The sequence below is a fragment of the Mycobacterium hackensackense genome, assembly GCF_025822555.1.
Classification (GTDB): Bacteria; Actinomycetota; Actinomycetes; order Mycobacteriales; family Mycobacteriaceae; genus Mycobacterium; species Mycobacterium fluoranthenivorans.
The window spans coordinates 767,049-790,565 of sequence record NZ_JACKUC010000030.1 but is presented as its reverse complement, the minus strand read 5'-3'; the positions used below and the strand labels follow the sequence as shown (position 1 = coordinate 790,565).

At 68.7% G+C, this 23,517-nt stretch carries 19 protein-coding genes; 10 read left to right on the top strand and 9 right to left on the bottom strand.

The features are described 5' to 3' along the window. Positions 1 to 8 precede the first annotated feature (8 nt). Positions 9 to 2,006, bottom strand: a complete 1,998-nt coding sequence (locus H7J86_RS13165; protein ID WP_267291470.1) for a M13 family metallopeptidase — start codon at positions 2,004 to 2,006, stop codon at positions 9 to 11. Between the two features lie 54 nt (positions 2,007 to 2,060). On the opposite strand from H7J86_RS13165, the gene H7J86_RS13160 reads away from it, so the two are divergent. Then, positions 2,061 to 2,645 carry a hypothetical protein gene (locus H7J86_RS13160; RefSeq protein WP_267291468.1) on the top strand — a complete coding sequence of 195 codons (585 nt, stop codon included), beginning with the start codon at positions 2,061 to 2,063 and terminating at the stop codon, positions 2,643 to 2,645. Then, positions 2,642 to 3,331 carry a hypothetical protein gene (locus tag H7J86_RS13155; protein WP_090363026.1) on the top strand — a complete coding sequence of 230 codons (690 nt, stop codon included), beginning with the start codon at positions 2,642 to 2,644 and terminating at the stop codon, positions 3,329 to 3,331. Before H7J86_RS13160 ends, H7J86_RS13155 begins: the two co-directional genes overlap by 4 nt. 15 nt (positions 3,332 to 3,346) lie before the next feature. Here the strand turns inward: H7J86_RS13155 and H7J86_RS13150 are convergent, their stop codons facing one another. Together H7J86_RS13150 and H7J86_RS13145 are read right to left on the bottom strand one after the other, a co-directional pair. Continuing rightward, positions 3,347 to 3,820, bottom strand: a complete 474-nt coding sequence (locus H7J86_RS13150) for an XRE family transcriptional regulator (protein ID WP_235633046.1) — start codon at positions 3,818 to 3,820, stop codon at positions 3,347 to 3,349. After that, complete coding sequence (locus H7J86_RS13145) at positions 3,817 to 6,756, bottom strand: MMPL family transporter (RefSeq protein WP_267291466.1); 2,940 nt, start codon at positions 6,754 to 6,756, stop codon at positions 3,817 to 3,819. Before H7J86_RS13145 ends, H7J86_RS13150 begins: the two co-directional genes overlap by 4 nt. Before the next feature lie 373 nt (positions 6,757 to 7,129). Here H7J86_RS13145 and H7J86_RS13140 point away from each other — a divergent pair, with 373 nt between their 5' ends. From H7J86_RS13140 to H7J86_RS13125, 4 genes are all read left to right on the top strand, one after another. Beyond that, a complete protein-coding gene (locus H7J86_RS13140; protein WP_372517267.1) occupies positions 7,130 to 7,705 on the top strand; it encodes a hemophore in 576 nt (191 codons plus the stop codon). Positions 7,706 to 7,886: 181 nt separating this feature from the next. Beyond that, on the top strand, positions 7,887 to 8,270 hold the full coding sequence (locus H7J86_RS13135; RefSeq protein WP_090363023.1) for a heme-binding protein: 384 nt from the start codon (positions 7,887 to 7,889) through the stop codon (positions 8,268 to 8,270). Positions 8,271 to 8,329: 59 nt separating this feature from the next. Then, positions 8,330 to 8,998, top strand: a complete 669-nt coding sequence (locus tag H7J86_RS13130; RefSeq protein ID WP_372517266.1) for a response regulator transcription factor — start codon at positions 8,330 to 8,332, stop codon at positions 8,996 to 8,998. A 3-nt stretch (positions 8,999 to 9,001) separates the two neighbouring features. Continuing rightward, positions 9,002 to 10,432: a sensor histidine kinase gene (locus H7J86_RS13125; protein ID WP_090363019.1), complete on the top strand. Its 1,431-nt coding sequence runs from the start codon at positions 9,002 to 9,004 to the stop codon at positions 10,430 to 10,432. Here the strand turns inward: H7J86_RS13125 and H7J86_RS13120 are convergent. The 3 genes from H7J86_RS13120 to H7J86_RS13110 are packed head-to-tail and all read right to left on the bottom strand — an operon-like array spanning position 10,347 to position 13,067. Next, a complete protein-coding gene (locus H7J86_RS13120) occupies positions 10,347 to 10,709 on the bottom strand; it encodes a DUF3054 domain-containing protein (protein ID WP_267291464.1) in 363 nt (120 codons plus the stop codon). The genes H7J86_RS13125 and H7J86_RS13120 overlap by 86 nt on opposite strands. Continuing rightward, complete coding sequence (locus tag H7J86_RS13115) at positions 10,702 to 11,922, bottom strand: peptidoglycan DD-metalloendopeptidase family protein (protein ID WP_267291462.1); 1,221 nt, start codon at positions 11,920 to 11,922, stop codon at positions 10,702 to 10,704. The genes H7J86_RS13120 and H7J86_RS13115 overlap by 8 nt, the downstream gene beginning before the upstream one ends. Beyond that, positions 11,919 to 13,067: a lysylphosphatidylglycerol synthase transmembrane domain-containing protein gene (locus H7J86_RS13110; protein ID WP_267292923.1), complete on the bottom strand. Its 1,149-nt coding sequence runs from the start codon at positions 13,065 to 13,067 to the stop codon at positions 11,919 to 11,921. The genes H7J86_RS13115 and H7J86_RS13110 overlap by 4 nt, the downstream gene beginning before the upstream one ends. 95 nt (positions 13,068 to 13,162) lie before the next feature. Here H7J86_RS13110 and H7J86_RS13105 point away from each other — a divergent pair, with 95 nt between their 5' ends. Next, on the top strand, positions 13,163 to 14,329 hold the full coding sequence (locus H7J86_RS13105) for an AI-2E family transporter (protein ID WP_090363016.1): 1,167 nt from the start codon (positions 13,163 to 13,165) through the stop codon (positions 14,327 to 14,329). Here H7J86_RS13105 and mmpL3 read toward each other — a convergent pair. Genes mmpL3 through trmB form a run of 3 tightly spaced genes read right to left on the bottom strand, consistent with a single transcriptional unit; the run spans position 14,326 to position 18,866 of the window. Further along, positions 14,326 to 17,232: a trehalose monomycolate exporter MmpL3 gene (gene mmpL3, locus H7J86_RS13100; protein ID WP_267291460.1), complete on the bottom strand. Its 2,907-nt coding sequence runs from the start codon at positions 17,230 to 17,232 to the stop codon at positions 14,326 to 14,328. The two genes, H7J86_RS13105 and mmpL3, sit on opposite strands and share 4 nt — an antisense overlap. Positions 17,233 to 17,287: 55 nt before the next feature. Further along, positions 17,288 to 18,016, bottom strand: a complete 729-nt coding sequence (locus tag H7J86_RS13095; protein WP_187099161.1) for an NYN domain-containing protein — start codon at positions 18,014 to 18,016, stop codon at positions 17,288 to 17,290. 28 nt (positions 18,017 to 18,044) lie between these two features. Then, on the bottom strand, positions 18,045 to 18,866 hold the full coding sequence (trmB, locus tag H7J86_RS13090; protein WP_090363084.1) for a tRNA (guanosine(46)-N7)-methyltransferase TrmB: 822 nt from the start codon (positions 18,864 to 18,866) through the stop codon (positions 18,045 to 18,047). Positions 18,867 to 19,037: 171 nt separating this feature from the next. Here trmB and H7J86_RS13085 point away from each other — a divergent pair, with 171 nt between their 5' ends. The 3 genes from H7J86_RS13085 to H7J86_RS13075 all read left to right on the top strand — a co-directional run bounded on the left by H7J86_RS13085 (position 19,038) and on the right by H7J86_RS13075 (position 23,303). Then, positions 19,038 to 19,910 (top strand): hypothetical protein, encoded by an 873-nt coding sequence (locus H7J86_RS13085; RefSeq protein WP_267291458.1) that lies wholly within the window; start codon positions 19,038 to 19,040, stop codon positions 19,908 to 19,910. A 376-nt stretch (positions 19,911 to 20,286) separates the two neighbouring features. Continuing rightward, positions 20,287 to 21,309: a hypothetical protein gene (locus H7J86_RS13080; RefSeq protein WP_267291456.1), complete on the top strand. Its 1,023-nt coding sequence runs from the start codon at positions 20,287 to 20,289 to the stop codon at positions 21,307 to 21,309. 164 nt (positions 21,310 to 21,473) lie between these two features. After that, positions 21,474 to 23,303: a phosphoenolpyruvate carboxykinase (GTP) gene (locus H7J86_RS13075; protein ID WP_090363008.1), complete on the top strand. Its 1,830-nt coding sequence runs from the start codon at positions 21,474 to 21,476 to the stop codon at positions 23,301 to 23,303. Positions 23,304 to 23,517: the final 214 nt, after the last annotated feature.

Sequence of the window (23,517 nt, the reverse complement as noted above, 5' to 3'; positions counted from 1 at the left end):
CGCGCAACCTAGTTCCAGATGCGCACGCGGGCGGCCGGCTCCAGATACAGCTCGTCGGAGTCGGTCACCTCGAACGCATCGTAGAACGCGTCGATATTGCGGATGACGCCGTTGCAGCGGAACTCCGGCGGCGAATGTGGATCGGTGGCCAGCCGGCGGATCGCCTCGGCGTCACGGGATTTCGTGCGCCAGACCTGTGCCCAGCCGAACAGCACCCGCTGCACGCCGGTCAGGCCGTCGATCACCGGAGCTTCTTTGCCGCCGAGAGACAGTTCGTAGGCCAGCAGGGCGATGGACAGACCGCCCAGGTCGCCGATGTTCTCCCCGACGGTGAACGCGCCGTTCACATGATGGTCCGGGGCCAGCGCGCGTGGCGTGAACTCCTCGTACTGCTCGATCAAAGCCTTTGTCCGCGCGCCGAATTCGGCGCGATCGCTATCGGTCCACCAGTCCACCAGGTTGCCGTCACCGTCGTACTTGGCACCTTGGTCGTCGAAGCCGTGCCCGATCTCGTGCCCGATCACCGCGCCGATGCCGCCGTAGTTGGCGGCATCGTCGGCCTCGGCATCGAAGAACGGCGGCTGCAGAATGGCAGCCGGGAAGACGATCTCGTTCATCCCGGGGTTGTAGTAGGCGTTGACGGTCTGCGGCGTCATGAACCACTCGTCGCGATCCACCGGACCGCCCAGCTTGGCCAGTTCCCGGTCGTACTCCACGGCGTAGCCGCGCTGATAGTTGCCGTACAGGTCGCCGCGGTCGATCACCAGCGCCGAATAGTCGCGCCACCGGGCCGGGTAGCCGATCTTCGGGGTGAACTTGTCCAGCTTGGCCAGGGCGCGCTCCCGGGTCTCCGGCGTCATCCAGTCCAGGTTGGTGATGCTGACCCGGTAGGCCTCCCGCAGGTTGGCGACCAGCTCGTCCATCCGCGCCTTCGCGGCGGGCGGGAAATGGCGCTCCACGTAGAGCTTTCCGACCGCATCGCCCATCAGGTTCTCGACCAGGGCCACCCCGCGCTTCCACCGGTCCCGGATGGCCTGGGTGCCCGACAGGGTGCGGCCGTAGAAGTCGAAGTTCTCCTCGACCAGCGCGTCGGGCAGCAGCGAGGCACGCGAACTGATGAGTCGCCAGCTCAGCCAGGCCTTCCAGTCGGCCAGCGGCTCGCTCGACCACAGCGCGGCGAACGCGGTCAGGAAGTCGGGCTGGCGCACCACCACCTGAGCAGGGTCGGCCCCCAGGGCGCCGACCCAGCCCGTCCAGTCGAATCCCGGTGCCTCGCTGGGCAGTTCGGCGAAGGTACGCAGGTTGTAGGTGAGGTCGGCGTCACGGCGCTTCACCACATCCCAGTGTGCGGCGGCCAGTTTGGTCTCCAGCGCCACGATGCGCGCCGCGGTGTCGGCGTGATCTTGCTGATCCACCAGCTCGAGCATGCGGGCGATATGGGCGGGGTAGGCGTCCAGGATCGCGGCATGCTGCGGATCGCGATAGTAGGACTCGTCGGGCAGGCCCAGCCCGGACTGGGACAGGTGCAGCAGGTAGCGCGAAGAGTCCTTGGAGTCGGTGTCGACGTACACGCCGGTGCCACCGCTCACGCCGGTGCGCTGTAGGCCGGCCAGCACCGCGGCCAGCGCGTCGGCATCGGCGGCGGCGTCGATCAGGGCGAGTTCGTCACGCAACGGTGCCAGCCCGCGCCGGTCGACGGTCTCGGTGTCCATGAAGCTGGCGTACAGATCGCCTATCCGTTGCGCGTCCCCGGCCCCGCCGGACTGGGCGGCCTCGGTGATGAGGTCACGCACCTGCTCCTCGGCGCGGTCGGCCAGGGTGCGGAAGGCACCGTCGGTGGCCCGGTCGGCCGGAATCTCGTAGTCGGCCAGCCAGCGGCCGTTGACATGACCGAACAGGTCGTCCTGCGGGCGGACCTCGCGGTCGACGAAGCTGAGGTCGATACCGGATGGAATGGCTTCGGCGCAGGGCTGTGGCGGAGCGACCCGGGAAGTATCTGATGTCACTCTCGCATCCTGCCAGAAGATGACTCCAGCAACGGGGCAGGTAGCCTCACGGCCATGCCTGACCAGCTCACTGAAGAGCCGCCGGAGCCGACGCCGACCATCAGCCGCTACGGCGTCGCCTCCGCCGTGTTCGGCGTGATCGCGGTGGCGGCCGCCGTGCTGGCCGCGATGATCTGGTCCGGGCACCACCGCGACGCCGAGGAACTGGCCTATCGCACCCGGGTGCTGCAGACCGCGGCGGACTGGACCGGCGGGCTGGTCACCATGAATCCCGACACCGTGGCGGGCAACCTGCAGAAGCTGCGCGACGGCACCGTCGGCCAACTCAACGTCGAATTCGACCAGACCGTCGAGCCGTTCAAGGAGATCGTGGCCAAGCTGAAGGCGCAGACCGTCGGCCAGGTCGAGTCGGTGTCCATCGAGACGCTGCACCACCAGCCGGGCGAGGGTGACAAACCGGCCGCCGACCAGCCGGAGCTCTCCGCGGTGGCGTCGCGCACCGACGACGTGCTGGTGGTGGCGACCTCGGTGAGCCAGAATGCCGGTGGCAAACCCCAGACGGTGCGGTGGAACCTGCGGCTGGGGGTCTCCGATGTGGACGGCCGGCTGCTGATCTCGCGGCTGGAGACCATTCGATGAGCAACCGGTTGCGCGTGCTGTTGTTCGATGTCCTCGCCCCGCTCGCGGCGATCGTCGCGCTGCTCTACGTCGGCGCCGCACTGGCCTGGCCCCTGTGGTGGGTGTCGGTGTGTTCGGTGCTGTGCCTGTTGATCGTCGAGGGCGTGGTGGTCAACGCCGTGTTGTTCCGGCGCGACGGGGTCACCCTCGGCACCGATGACGACGGCCCGGCGCTGCGGCTGGCGGTGGCAGCGGTGGCGGCCGTGACCTTGGCGGCCGCGGTATGCGTCGGGTACACGCGGTGGACGGTGCCCGACCGCAATCTGCACAACGACAGCGCCGAGGTGGTGGGGATCGCGAGCAGCGTGGCCGAGGCCTCGGCCACGTTCACCCCGAGCAGTCCCAACGCGTCGATCGACCGGGCCACCGCCTTGATGACACCCGACCGCGCGGAGTCCTATCGGGGCGAATTCTCGGCGGTCGTGAAAGACCTGACCAGTCGCAACGTCTCGGGCCAGGCACAGACCATCTCGGCGGGGGTGGAGGCGATCGGCCCGTCCGATGCGAGCGTGGCGGTGGTGATGCGAGGCACCCAGAACGCACCGGGTAAACCCACCGATATCGCGGTGCTGGCCCTGCGGGTGGTGCTGACCAAGCAGGGCGGCAAGTGGCTGGTCGCCGACGTGACGCCGATCAACGCGCACTGACGACGCGGGCGGTCGCTACTGCGCGTCGCGTTGCGCCCGGAGCTTGGCGAACCGATCCGAGAGCCGGCGCATCCGGACCATCATCGACGCCGCCGGGCTGGTGGTGCCGTCGAGAAATCGGGTGAACTCGTCGGCGGGCACGCCGATGCGGGACGCGAACTCGTGCGGCTTGAGCCCGGAGCGTTCCAGCAGCAGCCGGACATGGTGGGTGACCTCGGCGCGCTCGGTGGCCTCCAGATGGGCCCGCGCCTTGTCCAGGACCTCCGCCAGCGCCGCCGAAACACCGTAGGGCTGTGCGGTTTCGAGCACCTCTTCGACCTGGCGCGCGGTCCGGCCGAACGGATCGCGTTTGATCGCGGTGGCGATGCGCTGCCACACCGACAGATCGTCGTTGTCCAGGGCCGCGCGGATCGCCGAGGTCGGCCAGAATTCCACCGGACGGTCCCCGGTGGGCACCGAGGCCTGTGCGGGCTTCGCGGCCACCGTCACCTCGTCTCCTCGAGCATCGCCACGGCGACGGACAGGCAAATCCGCCGGACCGTGGGCCAATCGGTATCGGCCGATGCGAACGCGTCGGCCGGGTCGTCCTCTGGGCGCGGATCGGCCAGCCGCCTGATCAGCTGAGTGGCCACCCACTGCGACCGCGGGTGCTGTCCACAGTAGTACCGGTCCATCCCGGCCAGCACCGAAGCCGCTGTCTCGGTGTCCATCGATGTGGCCATACCGGCGAAATCCGCGTAGTCCTTGGCGCTGTTGCGGGCCATGATCAGGTAGCCCTTGAGACGCAGCGTCTCGGCGCCGGTCGGTATCAACAGCCGGTCCCCGGTGGGCAGCTGGACGTTGGTGGTCTCCATCGGCGCGAAGTCGTTGCGGGCGAGCCGCTCCGCGGGCGAGCGCTCGGCACCCGAGGCGATCTCCAGGGCGTCCAGGGCCACCGCGAGCCGGCCCCGCCACATCGTGACCGGGTGCACCGGCTTGGTGACGGTCTGCGTCACGCCGGTGGCGCCGCCGCCGCCGGCACGGCCGGCACCGACGCCGGCGAACCGGCGCGCACCCGCGAGTTGGGCCACCCGCGGCCGGCAGCCATTGAACACCAACGGATCGGCGACGATAATCGACTGCGGCGCAAGGGTTTTGAGTCTGGCCGAGGATTTCATCACCACGCGTAGATCTCCGCCGGGGGCGACCAGGCCGGAGATGTCATCCGGGATGAGGACCAGGTCGCCGATATCGATCTTGGGGAGCGGCTTCTCGAAGTCCACCGACGGCAGGATGCGGTCCAGCCAGGCCGGCAACCACCAGTTCCACTGATCGAACATCGCCATCAACGCGGGCACCAGCACCAACCGCACCACCGTGGCGTCCACCGCGATCGCCGTCGCGCACGCGACACCGAGCTGGGCGACCAGCGGCATGCCGGCGAACGCGAAACCGATGAACACCGCGATCATGATCAGCGCCGCGCTGGTGATGGTGCGCGCACTGGTGCTCACCCCATAGGCGACCGCGTCGCGGGTGTTGTTGGTGTGCAGGAACCGCTCCCGGATGCGGGTCAGCAGGAAGATCTCGTAGTCCATCGACAGGCCGAACGTCATCGCCAGCACCAGCGGCGGGATGGTGCTGTCCAGCGATGCCAGCGGTGCGAAACCGAGGTCCTCCAGCCAGCCCCATTCGAAGACCACCACCAGGCTGCCGTAAGCCGCGGCCACCGACAGCACCGTCATCAGCACGCCCTTGAGGGCCAGGAACACCGACCGGATCGAGATGAGCAGCATCACGAACGCGATCACGCAGACGAACACGAAGACCCACGGCTGCATGGCCGAGACCTGATCGTCGAAATCCTTGATCAACGCGGTGGGGCCGCCGACATCGACCCGCACACCGTCGGTCTGCAGCTTCGGCAGTTCGGCGCGCAGCCAGTCCACCGTCCTGCGTGCCCCGAGGTCCTCCGGGTCCACCGAGAGCACCGCCGACATCAGGGCGTGGCGGTTGTCCTGGCCGAACACCGGCGGCGACACCGTCGCGACATCGGGTGCCTGGGTGATCCTGGTGTGGATGGCGTCCAGCACGGGCGCCGACTGGGGCGCGTCGGCATCGCCGGTCGGGAAGGTCACCAGGATCCGGATCGGCCCGAGTGCACCCGGTCCCAGCGCTTCGGCGGCCGCATTGACGCCGCCGCGGATCTCGTGGCTGGGGTCGAACTGGCGCAGCATGCTGTTGCCGAGCGACATCGCGAAGGCCGGTGCGGCCATGGCGAGCAGCAGGATCGACGCCAGCAGCGCCGACAGCCAGGGCCGGTGCATGACCCCGCCGATCCACCGGGTCCAGAACCGGGACTGGGTGGTGTCGGCCCGGCGCGACCAGTGCAGCAGCGCCGACCGTTTGGCCGCGGCCCGGCCGAACGTGGCCAGCACCGCCGGGGTCAGGGTGGTCGAGGTGAGCACCGCGATGGCGACCGCGAGGATCGCGCCGGTGGCCATCGAGCGCAACACCGGGGTCCCGATCAGATAGATACCGGTGACCGAGGCGATGACGGTGAGCCCGGACAGCACCACGGCCAGGCCGGAGGTGGCCATCGCGGCATCGGTGGCCTGGGCCGGGTCGCGGCCGGCGCGCAGCTCTTCCCGGAACCGCATCAGGATGAACAGGGAGTAGTCGACCGCCAGCGCGATACCGAACATGGACACCGTCGAGGTGACGAACACCGACATGGTCGACACCATCGACAGCAAGAAGACGACGCCCATCGTCACCACGACGGTGCACACCGCGAGCAACATGGGCATCGCCGCGGCGGCCAGCGACCCGAACACTGCCAGCAGCACGATCAGCACGACGGGCAGGTTCCACTGTTCGGCCTGGGCGATGTCGTGTTTGGTGGCGGTCTGGGCCGCCGCGCCGAGGGCGCCTTGGCCGATGACGTACAGCCGGACCTTGCCATCCTGGGTCTGCCCGGCCTGGTCCCCGACGATGCCGACCTTGGTGCGCAGTTGCTTGGCGATGTCGACGGCGCCGCTGTTGTTGAAATCCAGCTGCAGGGTGACGACGTAGGGCCGGTCCGGGGCCGGTGGTGGCTGTTGCCGGCCGCCGGCGGCGGCAGCGGCGACAGGCGGGACGACCTTCACCCCGGGCACCTCGGCGGCGATGCGCTGCAGATCGGCCACGGCCGCGTTCATATCCTCGAACGACGCGTCCGCCCGCGGCACCGCGACCAGTGCCAACGGCGACGCGCCCTGTTCGGGGAACTGCGCTTCGAGCTGGCGCTGGACGTAGAGCGACTGCGATCCGGACACCTCGAAGCCGCCGCCGGTGAGATTGTCCGACTGGCTCATCGCGAGATAGACCGAGGGCACGAGCAGCAGCAGCCATGCGACAAACACCGCCCAGCGATATCTGCGCAGGCCGCTACTCAAGCGCAACATGAACTGCTGGATGGCGAGCCTCCGCCTCTCTCCCCGCCGCTGGTAGCCCGGAGCCTACCGCAGCAGGCTGTGTCCTGACCTGCTCTGAACCCGCTCGTGACCCGCTGTGAACAGCGGGTGCGGCTGCGCACGGGCTCTGACGTGGGACTGGGCTGCCCGGCGTCCCCATGGTGTGGAGCGGGTCACGGCGCACCGGCCGGGCCGGTATGTGCCACCCTCAGCTGGAAGTTTGCTGCGCCGATTTCCCGCGGTCGGCGTGCAATGGCATCATGGCGGAGGAGTTTCCGGGTCGGGGGCCCGAAAGTCTGCGGAAAACGCCGGTCATCACCGCTGCGCGACCGGCATCGCAGTCGTCACCGTGAAGGAGTGACCCATGACGATGACGTCCCGAGCCCCGCGCTCCCTACGTCGTGCCCTGTTCGGAGCGTTCGCTGTGAGTGCGCTCGGTGGTGGGGTGGCGGTGGGTTTGCTCACCCCGGCCGCCACCGCGGCACCCGATCCGTGCGCGGCCAGCCAGATCGCCAAGACCATCGGCTCGGTGGCGAACTCGACGGGGACGTATCTCGACGCTCACCCCGAGACCAACCAGGCGCTGACGACGATCGCACAACAGCCTGCCGGGCCCCAGTCGCTCGCCGCGACCAAAACGTACTTCGACGCCAACCCGCAGGCCGGCAAGGATATGCAGCAGTTGCAGCAGCCGTTGGTGTCGCTGTCCACCCAGTGCCGGCTGCCGATCACGATGCCGCAGCTGCTGGGTTTGATGCAGGCGGCCCAGAACGCCTCCCCGGTCACCCCGGGAGGTTTGCCGGCAACCCTGGCTCCGGCACAGTCGCTCGGTGCCGCAGGGACCCCGGTGGCCACCACGCCGGCCGCCACGGCGCCGTCGGCGGCGGGTGGATCGGGTTCCGGACCGCTGCCCGGGCCCGCCACCATCGCCGCCCGGTAGCCCGGGCGACCCGTGCGCACCCGCTGAGTCGGCGGTGCGACCTGGGAATTCGTGGTTTCTGACGATTCGTTGTCAGCAAGCCGCGAAACTCCCTCGGGATTCTGCTTAGCTTCTTGGTGTCGGTCACCGAACACGGTCACCGACGCAGGTGAACATGCAGAATTCGGTAAGGAGCTTGACCATGTTGCTCTCGGCTCGTGCTGCGCGGCGTGCGGTTGCTGGCGCGGTAGGCACCGGCGCACTCGCCGGTGCGATGTTGTTCGGTGCCATCCCGTCGGCGCTTGCTGACGATCCCGCCAACAATCCGCCCAACTGCACTGCCGGCGACCTGGCTCAGGTGGCCGCCGGAGTCTCTGCGGGGACCTCCGCGTACCTGTTCACCCACCCGGATGTGAACTGGTTCTTCACCAGCCTCGAGGGCCTGCCCCGCGACCAGGTCCGCGCCAAGGTGACCGAGTACCTGGACCAGAACCCGCAGACCAAGGCGGAGCTGACCGGTATCCGTCAGCCGCTGGTGGATCTCAAGAACCGCTGCGGCGCCGGACCGGCGCCTGCCATACCGTAGGTAGCGTGCCTGGCGCCCTCGACTCAGTCTCCTCGGAGAGCACCGGTCGAATGGTGCTCATGGTCGACGACGACCCGGACGTACGAACGTCGGTAGCTCGCGGGCTACGGCATTCGGGGTTCGACGTCCGGGTCGCGGCCAACGGCAAGGAGGCGCTGCGCCTGTTGTCCACCGAAGCGCATGACGCGCTCGTGCTGGACGTGCAGATGCCCGAACTCGACGGCGTCGCCGTGGTCACGGCGTTGCGCGCACTGGGTAACGACATCCCGATCTGTGTGCTCTCGGCGCGCGATACCGTCAACGACCGGATCGCCGGCCTGGAGGCCGGCGCCGACGACTACCTGACCAAACCGTTCGATCTGGGTGAGCTGGTGGCGCGGCTGCACGCGCTGTTGCGCCGGGCCGGTCATTCCGACCGGCCGTCGGACACCATGTCGGTGGGGCCGCTGACCATCGACACCGCGCGGCGTTTGGTCTTCGTCGACGGGGATCGCGCGGACCTGACCAAGCGCGAATTCGATCTGCTCGCGGTTCTCGCCGAGAACGCGGGCGTGGTGCTCTCCCGGCAGCGGCTGCTGGAACTGGTGTGGGGATACGACTTCGACGTGGACACCAACGTCGCCGACGTGTTCGTGTCCTATCTTCGGCGCAAACTCGAGCGCGACGGCCATCCGCGCGTCATCCACACGGTCCGCGGGATCGGGTACGTCCTGCGGGAGGAGGCGTAGCGCGTGCGGCTGTCCCGTTTCGGTCGGTCCGCATCGCTGCGCACCCGGGTGGCGCTGGCCTCGGCGGTCGCCGCGGCCGCCGTCGTCGCCGGATTCACCATCCTCACCTCGGTCGTGCTGGCCAGCAATGACGATGCGCAGTTGGACCGGCGGCTGGATTCGATCGTCGAGGCGAGCATGTTTCCCGAGCAGCTGGCCGACCCCAAGCGCGGCGTGCTCACCACCGGCCGATCGATGTCCACCGGCCAGGTGGTCTTCCAACGCGGCTTCCAGTTGCCGTCGTTGCCGCCCGGCACCGACACCGTCGTGGTCAACGGTGTGGACTACCGGGTGCGCACCATCAAGATGACCCAACAGGCCGGAAATGTGCTGGTGTCCATCGGGATCCGGGCCGACAGCATCCTGCTGAACCGGGCCAGGATCCCGTTCTACACCGCGGTCGGGGTGTTCACCGTGATCGTCGCGGGCGGGCTGGGCTGGCTGCTGGCCGGCCCGGCGGTACGGCCGCTGCGCAAGCTCACCGAGCAGACCACGCGACTGGGTGGTGGCAGCGAACAGATGCCGGCGGTCACCGGCGCGCGGGAGGCCGAGGAACTCTCCGACGCGATGGCCGGAATGCTGCGCCGGCTGGCCGCCGCTCAACAGGCCACCACGAATTCCCTTCAGGCCGCCCAGGATTTCGCGGCCAACGCCGCCCACGAACTGCGCACCCCGCTGACGGCGATGCGCGCCGACCTGGACACGCTGCGAATCCACAACCTGCCCGACGAGGAGCGCGACGAGGTCGTCGCCGACCTGCTGCGGGCGCAACTGCGAGTCGAGGCCACCATCACCGCGCTGGGACAACTGGCTTCCGGCCAACTCGCACAGGTCGAGGACCGGGAGCCGATCGATGTCACCGACCTGCTCGACCGGGTGGCGCGGGAGAACCGGCGCACCGGCAGCACGGTCGAGATCACCGTGGAGGCGGATGACGACCTGGGCACCGTGTGGGGCTGGCCCGGCGGTCTGCGCCTGGCGGTGGACAACCTGGTGCGCAACGCGGCGACCCACGGCGGCGCCGAGCATGTCGTGCTGACCGGACACCGCCGGTCTCACACCATCGACATCATCGTCGACGACGACGGCGCAGGCGTGCCGGCCGACGAACGGGACATCGTGCTGGGCCGGTTCGCCCGCGGCAGTACGGCGGCGCCCGGCGGTTCCGGTCTGGGGCTGGCGCTGGTCACCCAGCAGGCCGATCTGCACGGCGGCGAACTCGATCTCGCCGACAGTCCGTTGGGCGGCCTGCGCGCGACGCTGACCATCGCCATCTCGGCTCCGGTGGACCCGGACGCCACCGTGCCGGTCAGGACCGGGACGCCACCTTGGCGGCGGCGCGCCAGCCGAGTAGCAGGATGGCGGTCGTCAGGGATGCAACCACCACAAAGCTGAACGCGGTACCGGCGGCGGTGGCCTTGCGCAACACCATGCCGATCGCCACGGTGCACACCCAGATGATCAGGCCCGTCGGGGTGATCGCGGTGGGGCGCTGCCAGCCCCGCGCCGCCAGCCAGCCGACGAGGGTGCCGGTGAGGAACGGCCACGCCGTCTGGGCGACCCCGTCCAGCGTCACCCCCTCGGCGTGGCTGCGCCGGCCTATCGCGCAGAAGACGATGACGGCCACCACATCGGCAGTCACGGCGGCCAGGACGGTGCTGCGTTTACTCACCGGAGTAGTCCATCACATCGGAAACCAATGGGGTGACCTCGGATTCGTCACGGGCGTGCGAGCCGGGCCGCAACGGGGCCGGCTTGCCCGCGATCAGGGTGTCGAAGACGTCGATGCTCGCGGTCTGGGCGTCCAGCCGAAACGAGGTGAACACGAACGGCAGGCCGTCCGAACGCAGCGGATCGGGAGAGTCCATCACGTGGAAGTGCAGGTGTGGTGCATCCGAATTGCCGGTGTTGCCCAGGCTGCCGAGCACCTGTCCGCTTGTGAGCCGTTGTCCCGGTTGGACTTTCACACTCCCGGTTTTCAGATGGGCATACAGCGCATAGTTGCCGTTGCCGAGATCCTGGACGACGTGGTTGCCGGCGTACTGATCCAGGGGCAGCCCGGTCGGTGTCTGCCCCGGCACTTGTTCGGGCAGACCGTCGAGGACGGCGACCACGGGTCCGTCGGCGACGGCGTGGATATCGGTGCCGAAGTACGGGTAACTGGTCAGCTTGCCGGCAGGGCCGTTGAGCAGCCGGTAGCCGGGGTCGAGCTGGACGTAGTCGATGGCGAACCGCTCGGCGGCCCACAGCTGACCGTCGAGCGGGTTGAGGGCCATCCGGTGCGGCGTCATCTCGCAACATCCGTTGGCGTCCAGCCATTTCGGTCCACGCAGCGGAGGCGCGATCTGCACCGGTGTGCGGGTCTGCACCGTCACCGGGGCCACCGTCTCGGTCATGATCGCGGGGAGCAACGGGGGAGCGGGCCGGCTCAGCGCCACGGTGATCGTGTGGTCGAGTCGGGCCGGGACATTTTCCGGGGCGACCGTGGCATCGATCCACACGGCCGCGGTCTGCGCGGGGCCGATGGTGGTGGTGGGTTTCGCGGCGGCGCCCAGTATCCGGGTCCAATGTGCCAGCGCGTCACCGGAAAGGGACAGCAGCGATGCGCCGCCACCCTGCACCGTCACCGTCGAGACGGTGACGTCCTGGCTGAGGACGTTGGTGAGCAGCAACTCGTAGGCCAGATGGGTCCGCCCGTCGGTGCCCGGCACCGGGATGGGGGCGGCGACGGGGCGGGCCAGCAGCGGGGTGGCGACCGGCTCACCGGCGGGGGCAGGGGAGGTGGAGCTGGTGGGCGGGGCCGAACGCGTGGTCTCGCCGGTGCAGCCGGCCGTCACCGCGACGGTGCTGAAAAGAACTGCGGCCCACCGCATCAGCGCTGTCATGAGTCGGGATTGCGGGTGTTGTCGGGATCAGGGGTGAAGGTCATATCCTGGCTTTCGGTGGCGGTTTCGCGAATGTTGTCCGGCTCGGGTTCCCGGTGCGGGTCGGCGTCCGGGTCCAGGTCCGCCTCGGTGCGGAACATGAGGAAGAAGATCACCCAGCCGATCGTGGAGATGAAGATCCAGCTGACCAAGCGATAGATCAGCATCGCAGAAATGGCTTGGGCCAGCGTCATTCCGCTGGACACCAGGCCGGGTACCAGGACCGCCTCGACCACCAGTAGGCCGCCGGGCATCAGCGGGATCGAGCCGACCGCACGGGCCGCGGCGTAGGCCACCGTCAGTCCGGCCAGCGATGGGTGTCCGCCCGCGGCGTAGGCGGCGAACGCCAGGCAGGCGACATCGGCGATCCAGTTGAACATCGACCAACTGAACGCATTCGTCAGTGCCCGGCGGCTGAGACTGACCGACTCCAGCTGTGTGAGCATCCGGCGCCAGCCGGCCAATCCGGTGTCGACGGGTTTGCCCCGCACCGCGTTGAACCGGGACAACAGCCGAACGCCGATGCCGTCGATCTGTTGGGGATTGGCCGCCACGGTCTGCGCCAGCACCAGCAGCGCGACGAACCCGCCCAACGTGAAGATCAGCGACAGCGGGTTCTTGCTGGCGCCGAGCAGGAAGGCCCCGCCCAGGCCGAGCAGTGCCAGGCCGACCACCTGAAGCACCCCGGACATCACCAGCTGCCAGGAGGCCACCATCGGTGACGCGCCCCAGATCCGCTGCTGGCGATAGACGAAGGTGGCCGACAGCACCGGACCGCCCGGCAGTGTCGTGGACAGCGCATTACCCGCATAGAACGCGGCCTCGGACCGCCACTGCCTGACCTCCACACCGGCCGAACGCAGCAGGGTGCGCTGGATCTGGGCGAAACTGTGCATCGAGGCCATCGCCGCACCGACGGCCGCCAGCACCCACCACCCGTTCGCCGACAGCAGGCTCTTCCACGCCTTGGCCAGCTGATCCCAGACCAGGACCAGTTCCACGGTCAGCACGATGACGGCGACTACGAGGATGGCCCAGCGCACCCACCAGTACTTGCCGCGGCGACGGCCATCCGGCGGGGAAGCCTGGTGGTGGTCGCTGCTCATCGGCGCGTCGTCATGCGACACGCCTCCAGGGTAACGGCCGATGTCATGCGGAAACGTGCGCCTGCGTGGCGCGCCGCGCCGTTACGCTACCGGGCATGACCCGCTCCCCTGGTGTACTCACCGCCGATCCGCTCGCCGACGAGTCGGTGAGCCCCGTGATCCGCAAGGCGGCCGCCTGGTCCTGGCGGTTGCTGGTCATCGGTGCGGCGGTGATGGCGGCGCTGTGGGTGATCACCCACCTCGAGCTCATCTTCGTGCCCGTGGCATTGGCGGCCATGATGGCCGCGCTGCTGATGCCTGCGGTCGACCTCCTGCACACGCGCCGGGTGCCGCGCGGGGCGGCGGTGGCGGGGGTGATCCTCGGCGCGATCGCCGTCGTCGGCGGCATCCTGACCTTCGTGGTGAGTCAATTCATCAGTGGCGCACCGGATCTCGTCGAGCAGGTGACGCGCAGTATCGACGGGTTGCGGGTGTGGCTGGTGGAGGGGCCCGCGCATCTGAGCAAGGATCAGATCGACCACGCCGGCGACTCGGTCATCACGGCGCTGCGGGAGAACCAGGCCAAACTGACCAGCGGGGCGCTGTCCACCGCGGGCACCATCACCGAGATCGTGACCGGTGCCCTGTTGGTGCTGTTCACCCTGATCTTCCTGCTCAACGGCGGTCGCGACATCTTCGCCTTCATCACCAGGATCTTCCCGACGACGGTGCGCGACCGGGTCCGGGACGCCGGGCGGGCCGGGTTCCGTTCGCTGATCGGCTACGTGCGGGCGACCTGCCTGGTGGCCCTCGTCGACGCGATCGGTATCGGTACCGGCCTGGCGATCATGGGGGTGCCACTGGCACTCCCGCTGGCCTCGCTGGTGTTCCTCGGTGCGTTCATCCCGCTCGTGGGTGCGGTGCTCACCGGCGGGATCGCCGTCGTCGTCGCGCTCATCGCCAAAGGCTGGGTGTACGCCTTGATCACACTGGGCCTCATCATCGCCGTACAACAGCTGGAAGCCCATGTGCTGCAACCGATCGTGATGGGTCGCGCGGTGTCGTTGCACCCCCTGGCCGTGGTGCTGGCCATCGCCGGGGGCGGTGTGCTGGCCGGCATCGTCGGTGCGCTGCTCGCGGTGCCGGCGCTGGCGGTCACCAACAGCGCGGTGCGGGTGCTGCTGGCACCGGATCCGGACGCCGAGGAAGCCCTGCTGGCCGCCGAGTCGGGTGCGGGGCCCGACCCCGACCCCGATCCTGGGGCCGGGGACGAGTCCGGTTAGAGCCTGCCCTCGCGCCGCAGCAGGTCGGCGGCGCTGAGCCCGCCACTGCGACGGGTCGGTGCATCGTCGCCGGTTTCGGCTTTGTCGCGCACCTTGGAAGTGTCCAGCTTCTCGGTGGCCGGGTCGGCGTCACGCTGGGCGGGGATGGCGGTCGTCGGTGCGTTGGCACCCGGATCGCCCATCGCGACCGTCGGTTGTGCCGACGGGCGCGCCGGTGGCGGCGGGGGAGTGTTCCCGGAACGAAGATCGCCCAGCCAGGATTCGATCTCCCGCTTGTCGCGCGGCTCACCCCGGCGGGCCCGATCGGCCGGCGCCTGGGTGCCGGCGGAGTTGACCGCGTTACGCGCCGCGTCGATCGCCACGGTGGCGGGCGACTCGGGCTGCGCGGCGAACCGCGTCGTCGGAGGCTCCGGCGCGGCGGGCGCGGTGGTCGGAATCCGGGTGGTGCCCGCGGCCGACGGTCCGGCCGGGCGCACCGGAGGTCGTCCGCCCGCCGGAGGTGCGGGCGGTGCGGCCGGATGGGTGGGGTCGTGTGCGGGCAGGGCCGGCAGCGGTGCGCCGACCCCGACCAGAGCGGCCGGGTCGGCTGCGGGCTCGCCGGAGTCCCGGACCGTCGGGCGCTTGCGCTCGTCGGGCAGTTCGACCTCGCCGAGCCCGATCCGCTGCTGGACCCGCTTCATCCATTGCGGGGCCCACCAGCAGTCGTCGCCCAGCAGCTTCATGATCGCCGGCACCAGGAACATCCGGATGACGGTGGCGTCCAGCAGCAGCGCGATGAGCAGGCCGAAGGCCAGGTACTTCATCACCACCAGATCGGAGAACGCGAACGCGGCGACGACCACGGCCAACACCAGCGCGGCGCCGGTGATGAGCCGGCCGGTGGTGGCGGTACCGATCCGAATGGCCTCCGCGGTGGACAGGCCGCGTTCGCGGGCCTCGACCATCCGGGACACCAGGAAGACCTCGTAGTCGGTGGACAGGCCCCAGATGACCGCGATGATCAGGCCGATCATCGGCGCCAGGAGGGGCTGTGGCGTGTAGTTGAACAAGCCCGAACCGTGGCCGCCCTCGACGAACATCCAGGTCAGGATGCCCATCGTGGACCCCAGGGTCAGCGCGCTCATCAATGCCGCCTTGATCGGCAGCACGATCGAACCGAACGCCAGGAACATCAGGATGGTCGTCGTGATCACCAGGATCACCGCGATCAGCGGCAGTTTGTCGAACAGGGTCGTGATGCTGTCCTGCGCCAGCGCGGACGTGCCGCCTACCAACACCGTGGTGCCGCGAGGTGGCGTCAGCGCCCGCAGTTCCTCGATCTTCTTGGGGGCGTCACCGCTGTTCACCAGACCGTTCTGCAGTACCCGCACCGACGGGTCCTTGGACCCGCCCTCCTGCACCGAGCGTTCCTGCCACATCTTCGACGGGTTGTCGGTGCCGGAGAAACCGGACACCGTCTGAGCCTCGGACCGCAGCGTGGCCAGTTGCTGATCGGTCACCGGTTCGCCGTTGTCGCTGCGGATCACCAGGGTCAGCGGTTCGGTACGGAAACCGGAGAACTCTTTGTCGAACTGTTCCTGGGCACTACGCACCGGGTTGTCCGGCGGCAGGTACTTCTCACTGAGGCCACCCAACGCGAGCTGCCCGATGGGAATGACCAGCAGGATCATCAGGACGAGGATGGGTGCGGCGAACGCGATGGGCCGCTTCATCACCATATTCACCAGCCGGCCCCAGAAGCCCTTCTCGACCTCTTCGCGGGTCTTGGTTTTCTGGGTCTTCTCGATGAACCAGTCGATGATCTTGCGGGAGAACGGCCAGTTCGCCAGGAACGGCACCCGCAGCAGGGTGCGCACGCCGAGGGCGTCGACGTTGGTCCCGAGGATGCCGAGGACGGCGGGCAGCACGCTGATCGACAGTAACGCGGCCAGCAGCACCGACGCGATGACCGCGTACGTGATGGATTTCAGGAAGCCGAGCGGGATGAGCAGCAGCGGCAGGATGGAGGCGACGATGATCACCGCGGAGAACGCGACCGTGCGGCCCGAGGTCATCACCGATCTTCGTACCGCGGCCTCGACGTCATAGCCTTCGGCCAGTTCCTCCCGGAATCGGCTGACGATGAACAGGCCGTAGTCGATGGCGATGCCGAAGCCCATCATCGTCACCACGGGTTGCGCGAAATAGTGCACGGGCCCGAACTCGGCGGTGAACCGCAGGATGCCCAGCGCGCCGCCGATGGTCAGGCCGCCGATGATGGCGGGCAGGGCCGCGGCGACGGCGCCACCGAACACGAAGAACAGCACCACGGCCACCAGCGGGATGATGACGACCTCGGCGCGTTGCTGGTCGGTGCCGATGGTGCCGGTCAGCTCGCTGGCCAGCGGATTCAGGCCGGCGAGCTGGATATCGCCGCCGTTGATCTTCTCCAGGTCGGGCTGGACGGTCTGGTAGTTCTTCAGGATGGTGTCGTCGTCATCGCCCTTGAGCGGGATGCTGACGAAGGTGTGCCGCAGATCCTGCGTCTTCATCTGGCTGACGGTCGGATCGGTGGTGTCGGGGGCCTTCAGCCAGCCCACCCAACCGACGATCTGATCGGGATGGTCCTTGACCACCTGGTCCAGCTCACCGACGACCTTCTTCTGCCAGTCCTTGTCGGTGACCTTCTTGTCATCGGGCGGCGTCAGGATGGCGACGACGTGGCTGGTGCGGTCCCGGCCGTACACCTCGTCGCTGAGCAGCGACGCCCGCACCGACTCGCTGCCCTCGTTGTAGAAACCGCTCTGGGTGACATGCTGACCGAGGCTCGCCCCGAACACGCCGCCACCAAGGCACAGTGCGACCATGACACCGATCACTATGTATCGGAATCGGTACACCGTTCGACCCCACCAGGCGAACACGTCAGCTCCTTAATATGTTCTGGTCACGCTGCGCGCGCATTATCGCTTCTGTTGTCTATAAGCGCGAGGTCAGAAGCGCCGACAGCGGCCGGAAGGGCTGCAGCCAAGCGCCCTGCTCGGGCAGCGAATCAAGGCCGATTCGCGGTAGCGGCTCCCGGAAGACACCTGCGATGTCCTCCAGGTCGACGAACTCCAAGGTATCCGACGCTAACGCCCAACTGGCATGTTCGCGAAATCCCAGCACCTGCACCGGAACGCCGTCGTGCGCGATCTCCTCGAGCGGCGCGCGGAACGCCTGACCGTCGGCCGACGCCACGACCAGACCCGCCAGACCTTCGCCCCGGCGCAGCGCGATGTGGCTGAGCATGTCGCTGTCGACGTCGCTGTCGTCATCGACTTTGGGCTTCGCGAAGACCGCAAAGCCCACGTTACGCAGCGCCTCCACCCACGGGCGAACGACATCGGCGCTACCAGGGGCGATATTGGTGAAGACGGTGGCTTCCGGCTCGAGGTGGGCCTCCAACGAACCCAGCGGTGCGTCCTCGGCGCTGCCGGTGGCCGCGACAGCCGAGATATCGGCGGTCCGTTGCAGCAGCCACCGCCCCAGCGCGTCGAAGCGCGGCCGGTGCGCGGCCGTCGGCCGGCCACCGAGGATCGAGCCCAGTCCCATGTCCAGGTTGGGCGCGTCCCAGACCAGCAGCACCTTCCTGATCGCCGGCGACTGTGCCTCGTCGGCGGGGGCCGCCAGCTCCGGCACCTCGGTGGTGTCGGAGGTCGCGCTCATCGGCTGCTCGTCGGTAGCTGTCATTCGCTCACTCCACCCGCTTCCAGACCAGCTCGGCGATATCGCGCCCGGCCTCCAGGCCCTTTCCTTCGTACTTGGTCTCGGGCCGCCGCACCGAAATCGGCAGCCGGCTGTCTGCGGATACCCGCTGCAGCAGCGGTTCAGCGTCACCCACCTCGACGATCTGCTCGGCATAGCCGGCGTGGTCGGTGGCGGCGTGCAGGATTCCGCCGGGCACCAGACGGTCGGCGATGAGCGCCACGGTCTCGGGTTGCAGCAGCCGGCGTTTGTGGTGCCGGGCCTTCGGCCACGGATCGGGGAAGAAGACCCGTACGCCGGTCAGCGAGGCCGTGCCGAAGAAGTGCTCGAGCACGTCCAGTCCGTCACCGCGGATCAACCGGATGTTCGTCACGGGGTGGTCCGTCTTGGCGGTGCGGTCGATCGCCCCGAGCAGCTGCGCCAGCCCGCGCCGGTAGACCTCCACGGCCACCACGTCCAGGTGCGGTTCGTCGATGGCCATGGCCAGCGTCGAGATGCCGGTGCCGCAGCCGATCTCCAGGACCACCGGGGCCTGACGGCCGAACCACTGCGGGAGGTCGCGGGGCAGCGGACGCCCGGTGGTGTCGCGGGCCTCGGCGCCGAGCTCGGGCCAACGCCGCTCCCACAGCTCCTGCTGACCGCCGGACAGGGTGGAACGTCGGTTCCTGAAGCTGCTGACGCGCCGGGCATGGTGCGTGATCGGCACACCGTCCTGGGCGCCGTTCGCTGCGCTCAGGCCCGCGGTACCCGAATCCGGCAGCTCACGACCGGCTTCCTCGCGCTGGGCATACATCGGTCCATCGTCGCTCATCACGCCCGATCTACCCGCATCGTGGTGCAGATTGATACCCAACAGTTGCCTGGAACGCCGTGTGCGAAAAAACACCGTTCACGACCACCTCGCCGCAGTGTCACCATTTGATGTGGGGATTGGTGTCAGTGCGACGCATGAGGTGAGGAGTCGGTCATTTTCGCCGAGGAGTTGGCGGCTTTCGCCGCACGGACCGGCGATGGCCGTCTGGCTCCGATCCTGCGGCGCCTGACCCGGCCCATCACGGTGCGTGTCACCGGCCGACCGGGGACCGGCCGCGCCACGGTCGCCGCCGCGCTCGGCGGTGCCGGTTGGACCGTGCTGAACCCACCCGGTCCCGATACCGGCGATGTCACCGTCCTGGTGGTCGCCGAGACGGTCAAACCCGAGGACTCGGCAGGCCGGGCGGCGCTGGTGGTGCTCAACAAGATGGATCTGCTCGGCGCGGCGGCGCCTGGGCAGGTCGGCGAGATCCGGCGCCGCACCGGCCGCCCGACGGTGCCGCTGAACGCCCTGCTGGCCACCGCCGTGCTCGACGATTCCCTGGTCGGCACCCTGCAGGTGCGGGCCCTCGACCAACCCGGCCGCGCGTCGCCCGTCGATGCGGCCCTCGCGGATCGGCTGCTCGCCACCCTGGACCGGTTCGGCATCGACGCGCTGACCGACGCGCTGCGGGCGGGCGCGGGCCCGTCCGCGCTGCCGGGCCTGCTCCGTGAACTCAGCGGCCTCGACGAGGTCCTCACCGCCCTCACCGCGGCGGCGGCGCCGGTCCGGTACGGGCGCATCGAGACGGCCCTGACCGAACTGCGGGCGTTGGCGGTGTACTCCGCCGACGTCGCGCTGTGGGATCTGCTCGCGTGTGACGCGGTGGTCCTCGCGGTGATGTCGGCCGCGGCCGATGTCCTGCGCGCCGACGGGTTACCCGTCGGCGGCGCCGATGCGGTGCGGTGGAGCCGGTACGGCCGCGGGCCGGTGAACGCCCTGCACCGCCGGTGCGCGCATGCCCTCACCCGGGGAGCACTGCGGCTGACGGAGCGGGCATGAGCCCCGAGACCGCACCCGAGACGGTGCCCGCCGGTGTCGACCCGCCGGGCGTGGTGCGCCGCGATGTCGTCGCGGTGGTCGGGCCGTGGCTGGCCGGGGTGTCCGCCCTGGCCGCGGCGCTGCGGGCCAGGGTTCCGGGGCGAGCCTTCGTCGAAGCCGCCGACCTGGCTCCCGACCATGCGCCGGTCGCCGTCGTGTTCACGGTATCCGCGGTGGCACCGCTGACCGAGTCGGACGCGGCGCTGCTGGATACGGCCGCGCGCAACACCGACCTGCTGATCGGTGCCGTCAGCAAGATCGATGTGCACCGGGCCTGGCACCAGGTGCTGGCCACCGACCGGGAGATGCTCGCCGCAAGATCCCCGCGGTTGCGCAGATGCCGTGGGTCGGCGTGGCCGCCGCGCCGCAGGACGGCGAGCCTGCGCTCGACGAGCTGGTCGAGGTGTTGGCCGCGAAGCTGGCAGACGACACCGTGGATCGCCGAAATGAATTGCGTGCGTGGGAAACTCATCTGACCGGGCGGATCGGCACGCTGAGCGCTGGGCGGCGGCCGGACGACCGCGCGGCATTGCTCGCCGCCGAACGTGAAGAGTTGACGCGGTCGCTGCGGCTGGCCCGTTCCGAACGCCACATCGCCCTGCGGAGTCAGGTGCAGCAGGCGCGGGTGCAGTTGGCGTATTACGCCAGGAATCGGTGCGCCTCGGTGCGCACCGAGCTCTCCGAGGACGTCGCGGAGTGGAACGGCAGGAGAGCCGACCGGCTGGTGTCCTATGTGCACCGACGGTCGGCCGAGGTGATGCGGGAGGTCGACGACGGCATCACCGAGCACCTCGCGGATGTCGCCGCCGAACTCGGCCTGTCCGTTCCCCAGGTGCCTGCGCCGGATCCGGTACCGGATCCCGGTGTGCCGGGGCTGCGGTCCAGGACCCTGGAGACGCGGCTGATGATGCTGCTCGGCGCGGGATTCGGACTGGGCGCCGCGTTCGCGGTGAGCCGGCTGTTCGCGGGACTGGCGCCCGGCCTGGCCGCATCGGGTGTGGTGATCGGCGCGCTGGCCGGGCTGCTGCTCAGTGTGTGGGTGGTCGGCATCCGCAGCGTGCTGCACGACCGCGCGGTGGTGGACCGCTGGGTCACCGAGGTCACCGCGAGGCTGCGGGAGGCGGCCGAGCAACGTGTCGCCGGCCGGGTTCTGGTTGCAGAGGTCCAGTTCACCGGTGAAAATGCGGCCTGGGACGAGCGGCAGGCGGCCGAACTTTCCCGGCGGGTGGCGGAGATCGACGCCGACCTGCGGGATATCGCGGTGGTCACCGCGCGATCGGCCGCCGACAGCCGGCGGGAATTGTCTCGGCTGCGCGCCGCGCTGACGTCGGTGTGTGCCGAGCTGCACAGCGGGTATTGACCGGTTCTGGCGTTCTGGGGTTTCTGAATCGTTCTTGTGAGTGATCGGACATTGTCCCGATTCACTACACGTATGTCACGGGAGTTAACCTCTCCATAGGGACGATCGTGACCTACCAGTTATCGCCAATGCTACTGGCGCGTAACCTACGCAGGAGATATTAGATGACTTCAGCGACCATTCCCGGTCTCGACACTGCACCGACCAAACATCAGGGGTTGTTGGCCTGGGTTCAGGAGGTCGCGGAGCTGACCCAGCCCGACCGGGTGGTATTCGCCGACGGCTCCGAGGAGGAGTACGAGCGTCTCGCCGCGCAGCTGGTCGACGTAGGTACCTTCCAGAAGCTCAATCCGGAGAAGCAGCCGAACTCCTACCTGGCGCTGTCCGATCCGTCCGACGTCGCCCGCGTCGAATCCCGCACGTTCATCTGTTCCGAGCGCGAGGTCGACGCCGGCCCCACCAACAACTGGATGGCGCCCGCCGAGATGCGGTCACTGATGACCGATCTGTACCGCGGCAGCATGCGCGGCCGGACCATGTGGGTCGTCCCGTTCTGCATGGGCCCCCTGGACGCCGAGGATCCCAAGCTCGGTGTCGAGATCACCGACTCGGAGTACGTGGTGGTCTCGATGCGCACCATGACCCGGATGGGGCAGGCCGCGCTGGACAAGATGGGCGACGACGGGTTCTTCGTCAAGGCACTGCACTCGATCGGCGCCCCGCTGGAGCCCGGTCAGAAGGACGTGCCCTGGCCCTGCAACGACACGAAGTACATCACCCACTTCCCGGAGACCCGGGAGATCTGGAGCTTCGGTTCCGGCTACGGCGGTAACGCGCTGCTGGGCAAGAAGTGCTACTCGCTGCGCATCGCCTCGGCGATGGCCCACGACGAGGGCTGGCTGGCCGAGCACATGCTGATCCTCAAGCTGATCAGCCCGGAGAACAAGGCGTACTTCATCGCCGCGGCGTTCCCGTCGGCGTGCGGCAAGACCAACCTCGCGATGCTGCAGCCCACCATCCCGGGCTGGCGTGCCGAGACCGTCGGCGACGATATCGCGTGGATGCGGTTCGGCAAGGACGGCCGCCTCTACGCCGTCAACCCCGAATTCGGTTTCTTCGGTGTCGCACCCGGCACCAACTGGAGCAGCAACCCGAACGCGATGAAGACCATCGCGGCGGGCAACACCGTCTTCACCAACGTCGCCAAGACCGACGACGGCGATGTGTGGTGGGAGGGGCTGGAAGGCGAGCCCGACCACCTGATCGACTGGAAGGGCCACGACTGGATCCTGCGGGAGACGGAAAGCAAGGCGGCGCACCCGAACTCGCGCTACTGCACCCCGATCTCGCAGTGCCCGACGCTGGCGCCGGAGTGGGACGACCCGCAGGGCGTGCCGATCTCGGCGATCCTGTTCGGTGGCCGTCGCAAGACCACGGTCCCGCTGATCACGCAGGCTCGCGACTGGCAGCACGGCGTGTTCATCGGCGCCACGCTGGGCTCCGAGCAGACCGCCGCCGCCGAGGGCAAGGTCGGCACCGTCCGCCGCGACCCGATGGCGATGCTGCCGTTCCTCGGCTACAACGTCGGCGACTACTTCCAGCATTGGATCAACATCGGTAAGAACGCCGACGAGTCCAAGATGCCCGCGGTGTTCTTCGTGAACTGGTTCCGCCGCGGCGACGACGGCCGGTTCCTGTGGCCCGGTTTCGGCGAGAACAGCCGGGTGCTCAAGTGGGCCATCGAGCGCATCGAGCACACGGCCGAGGGTAAGAGCACTCCGATCGGTATCGTGCCGACCGCCGCTGATCTGGACCTCGAGGGTCTCGATGTGAAGGCCTCCGATGTCGACGAGGCGCTGGCCGTGAACGCCGATGAGTGGCGCGCCGAGCTGCCGCTGATCGAGGAATGGTTCGAGTTCGTCGGCGAGAAGCTGCCCACCGCGATCTTGGACGAGTTCGACACGCTGAAGACGCGCTTGGCCGAGTCCGACTGACCGTTTCGCAGCCACAGACACCGCCCCCGGCCCAGGCCGGGGGCGGTGTCTTTTTGTTTACCATTTGCTAGGGGTGGCAGGAACGCTGAGTTCGAACGCCCAAACAATCGGATACGTAGGCTCTGATCAGCAAGTTTAGGGTATTTGACACGATTAATTTGTAGCAACGCTAAGTTGCTGTGCCGTTCTCGGACGCGTAGGGTCGGGCACAGCG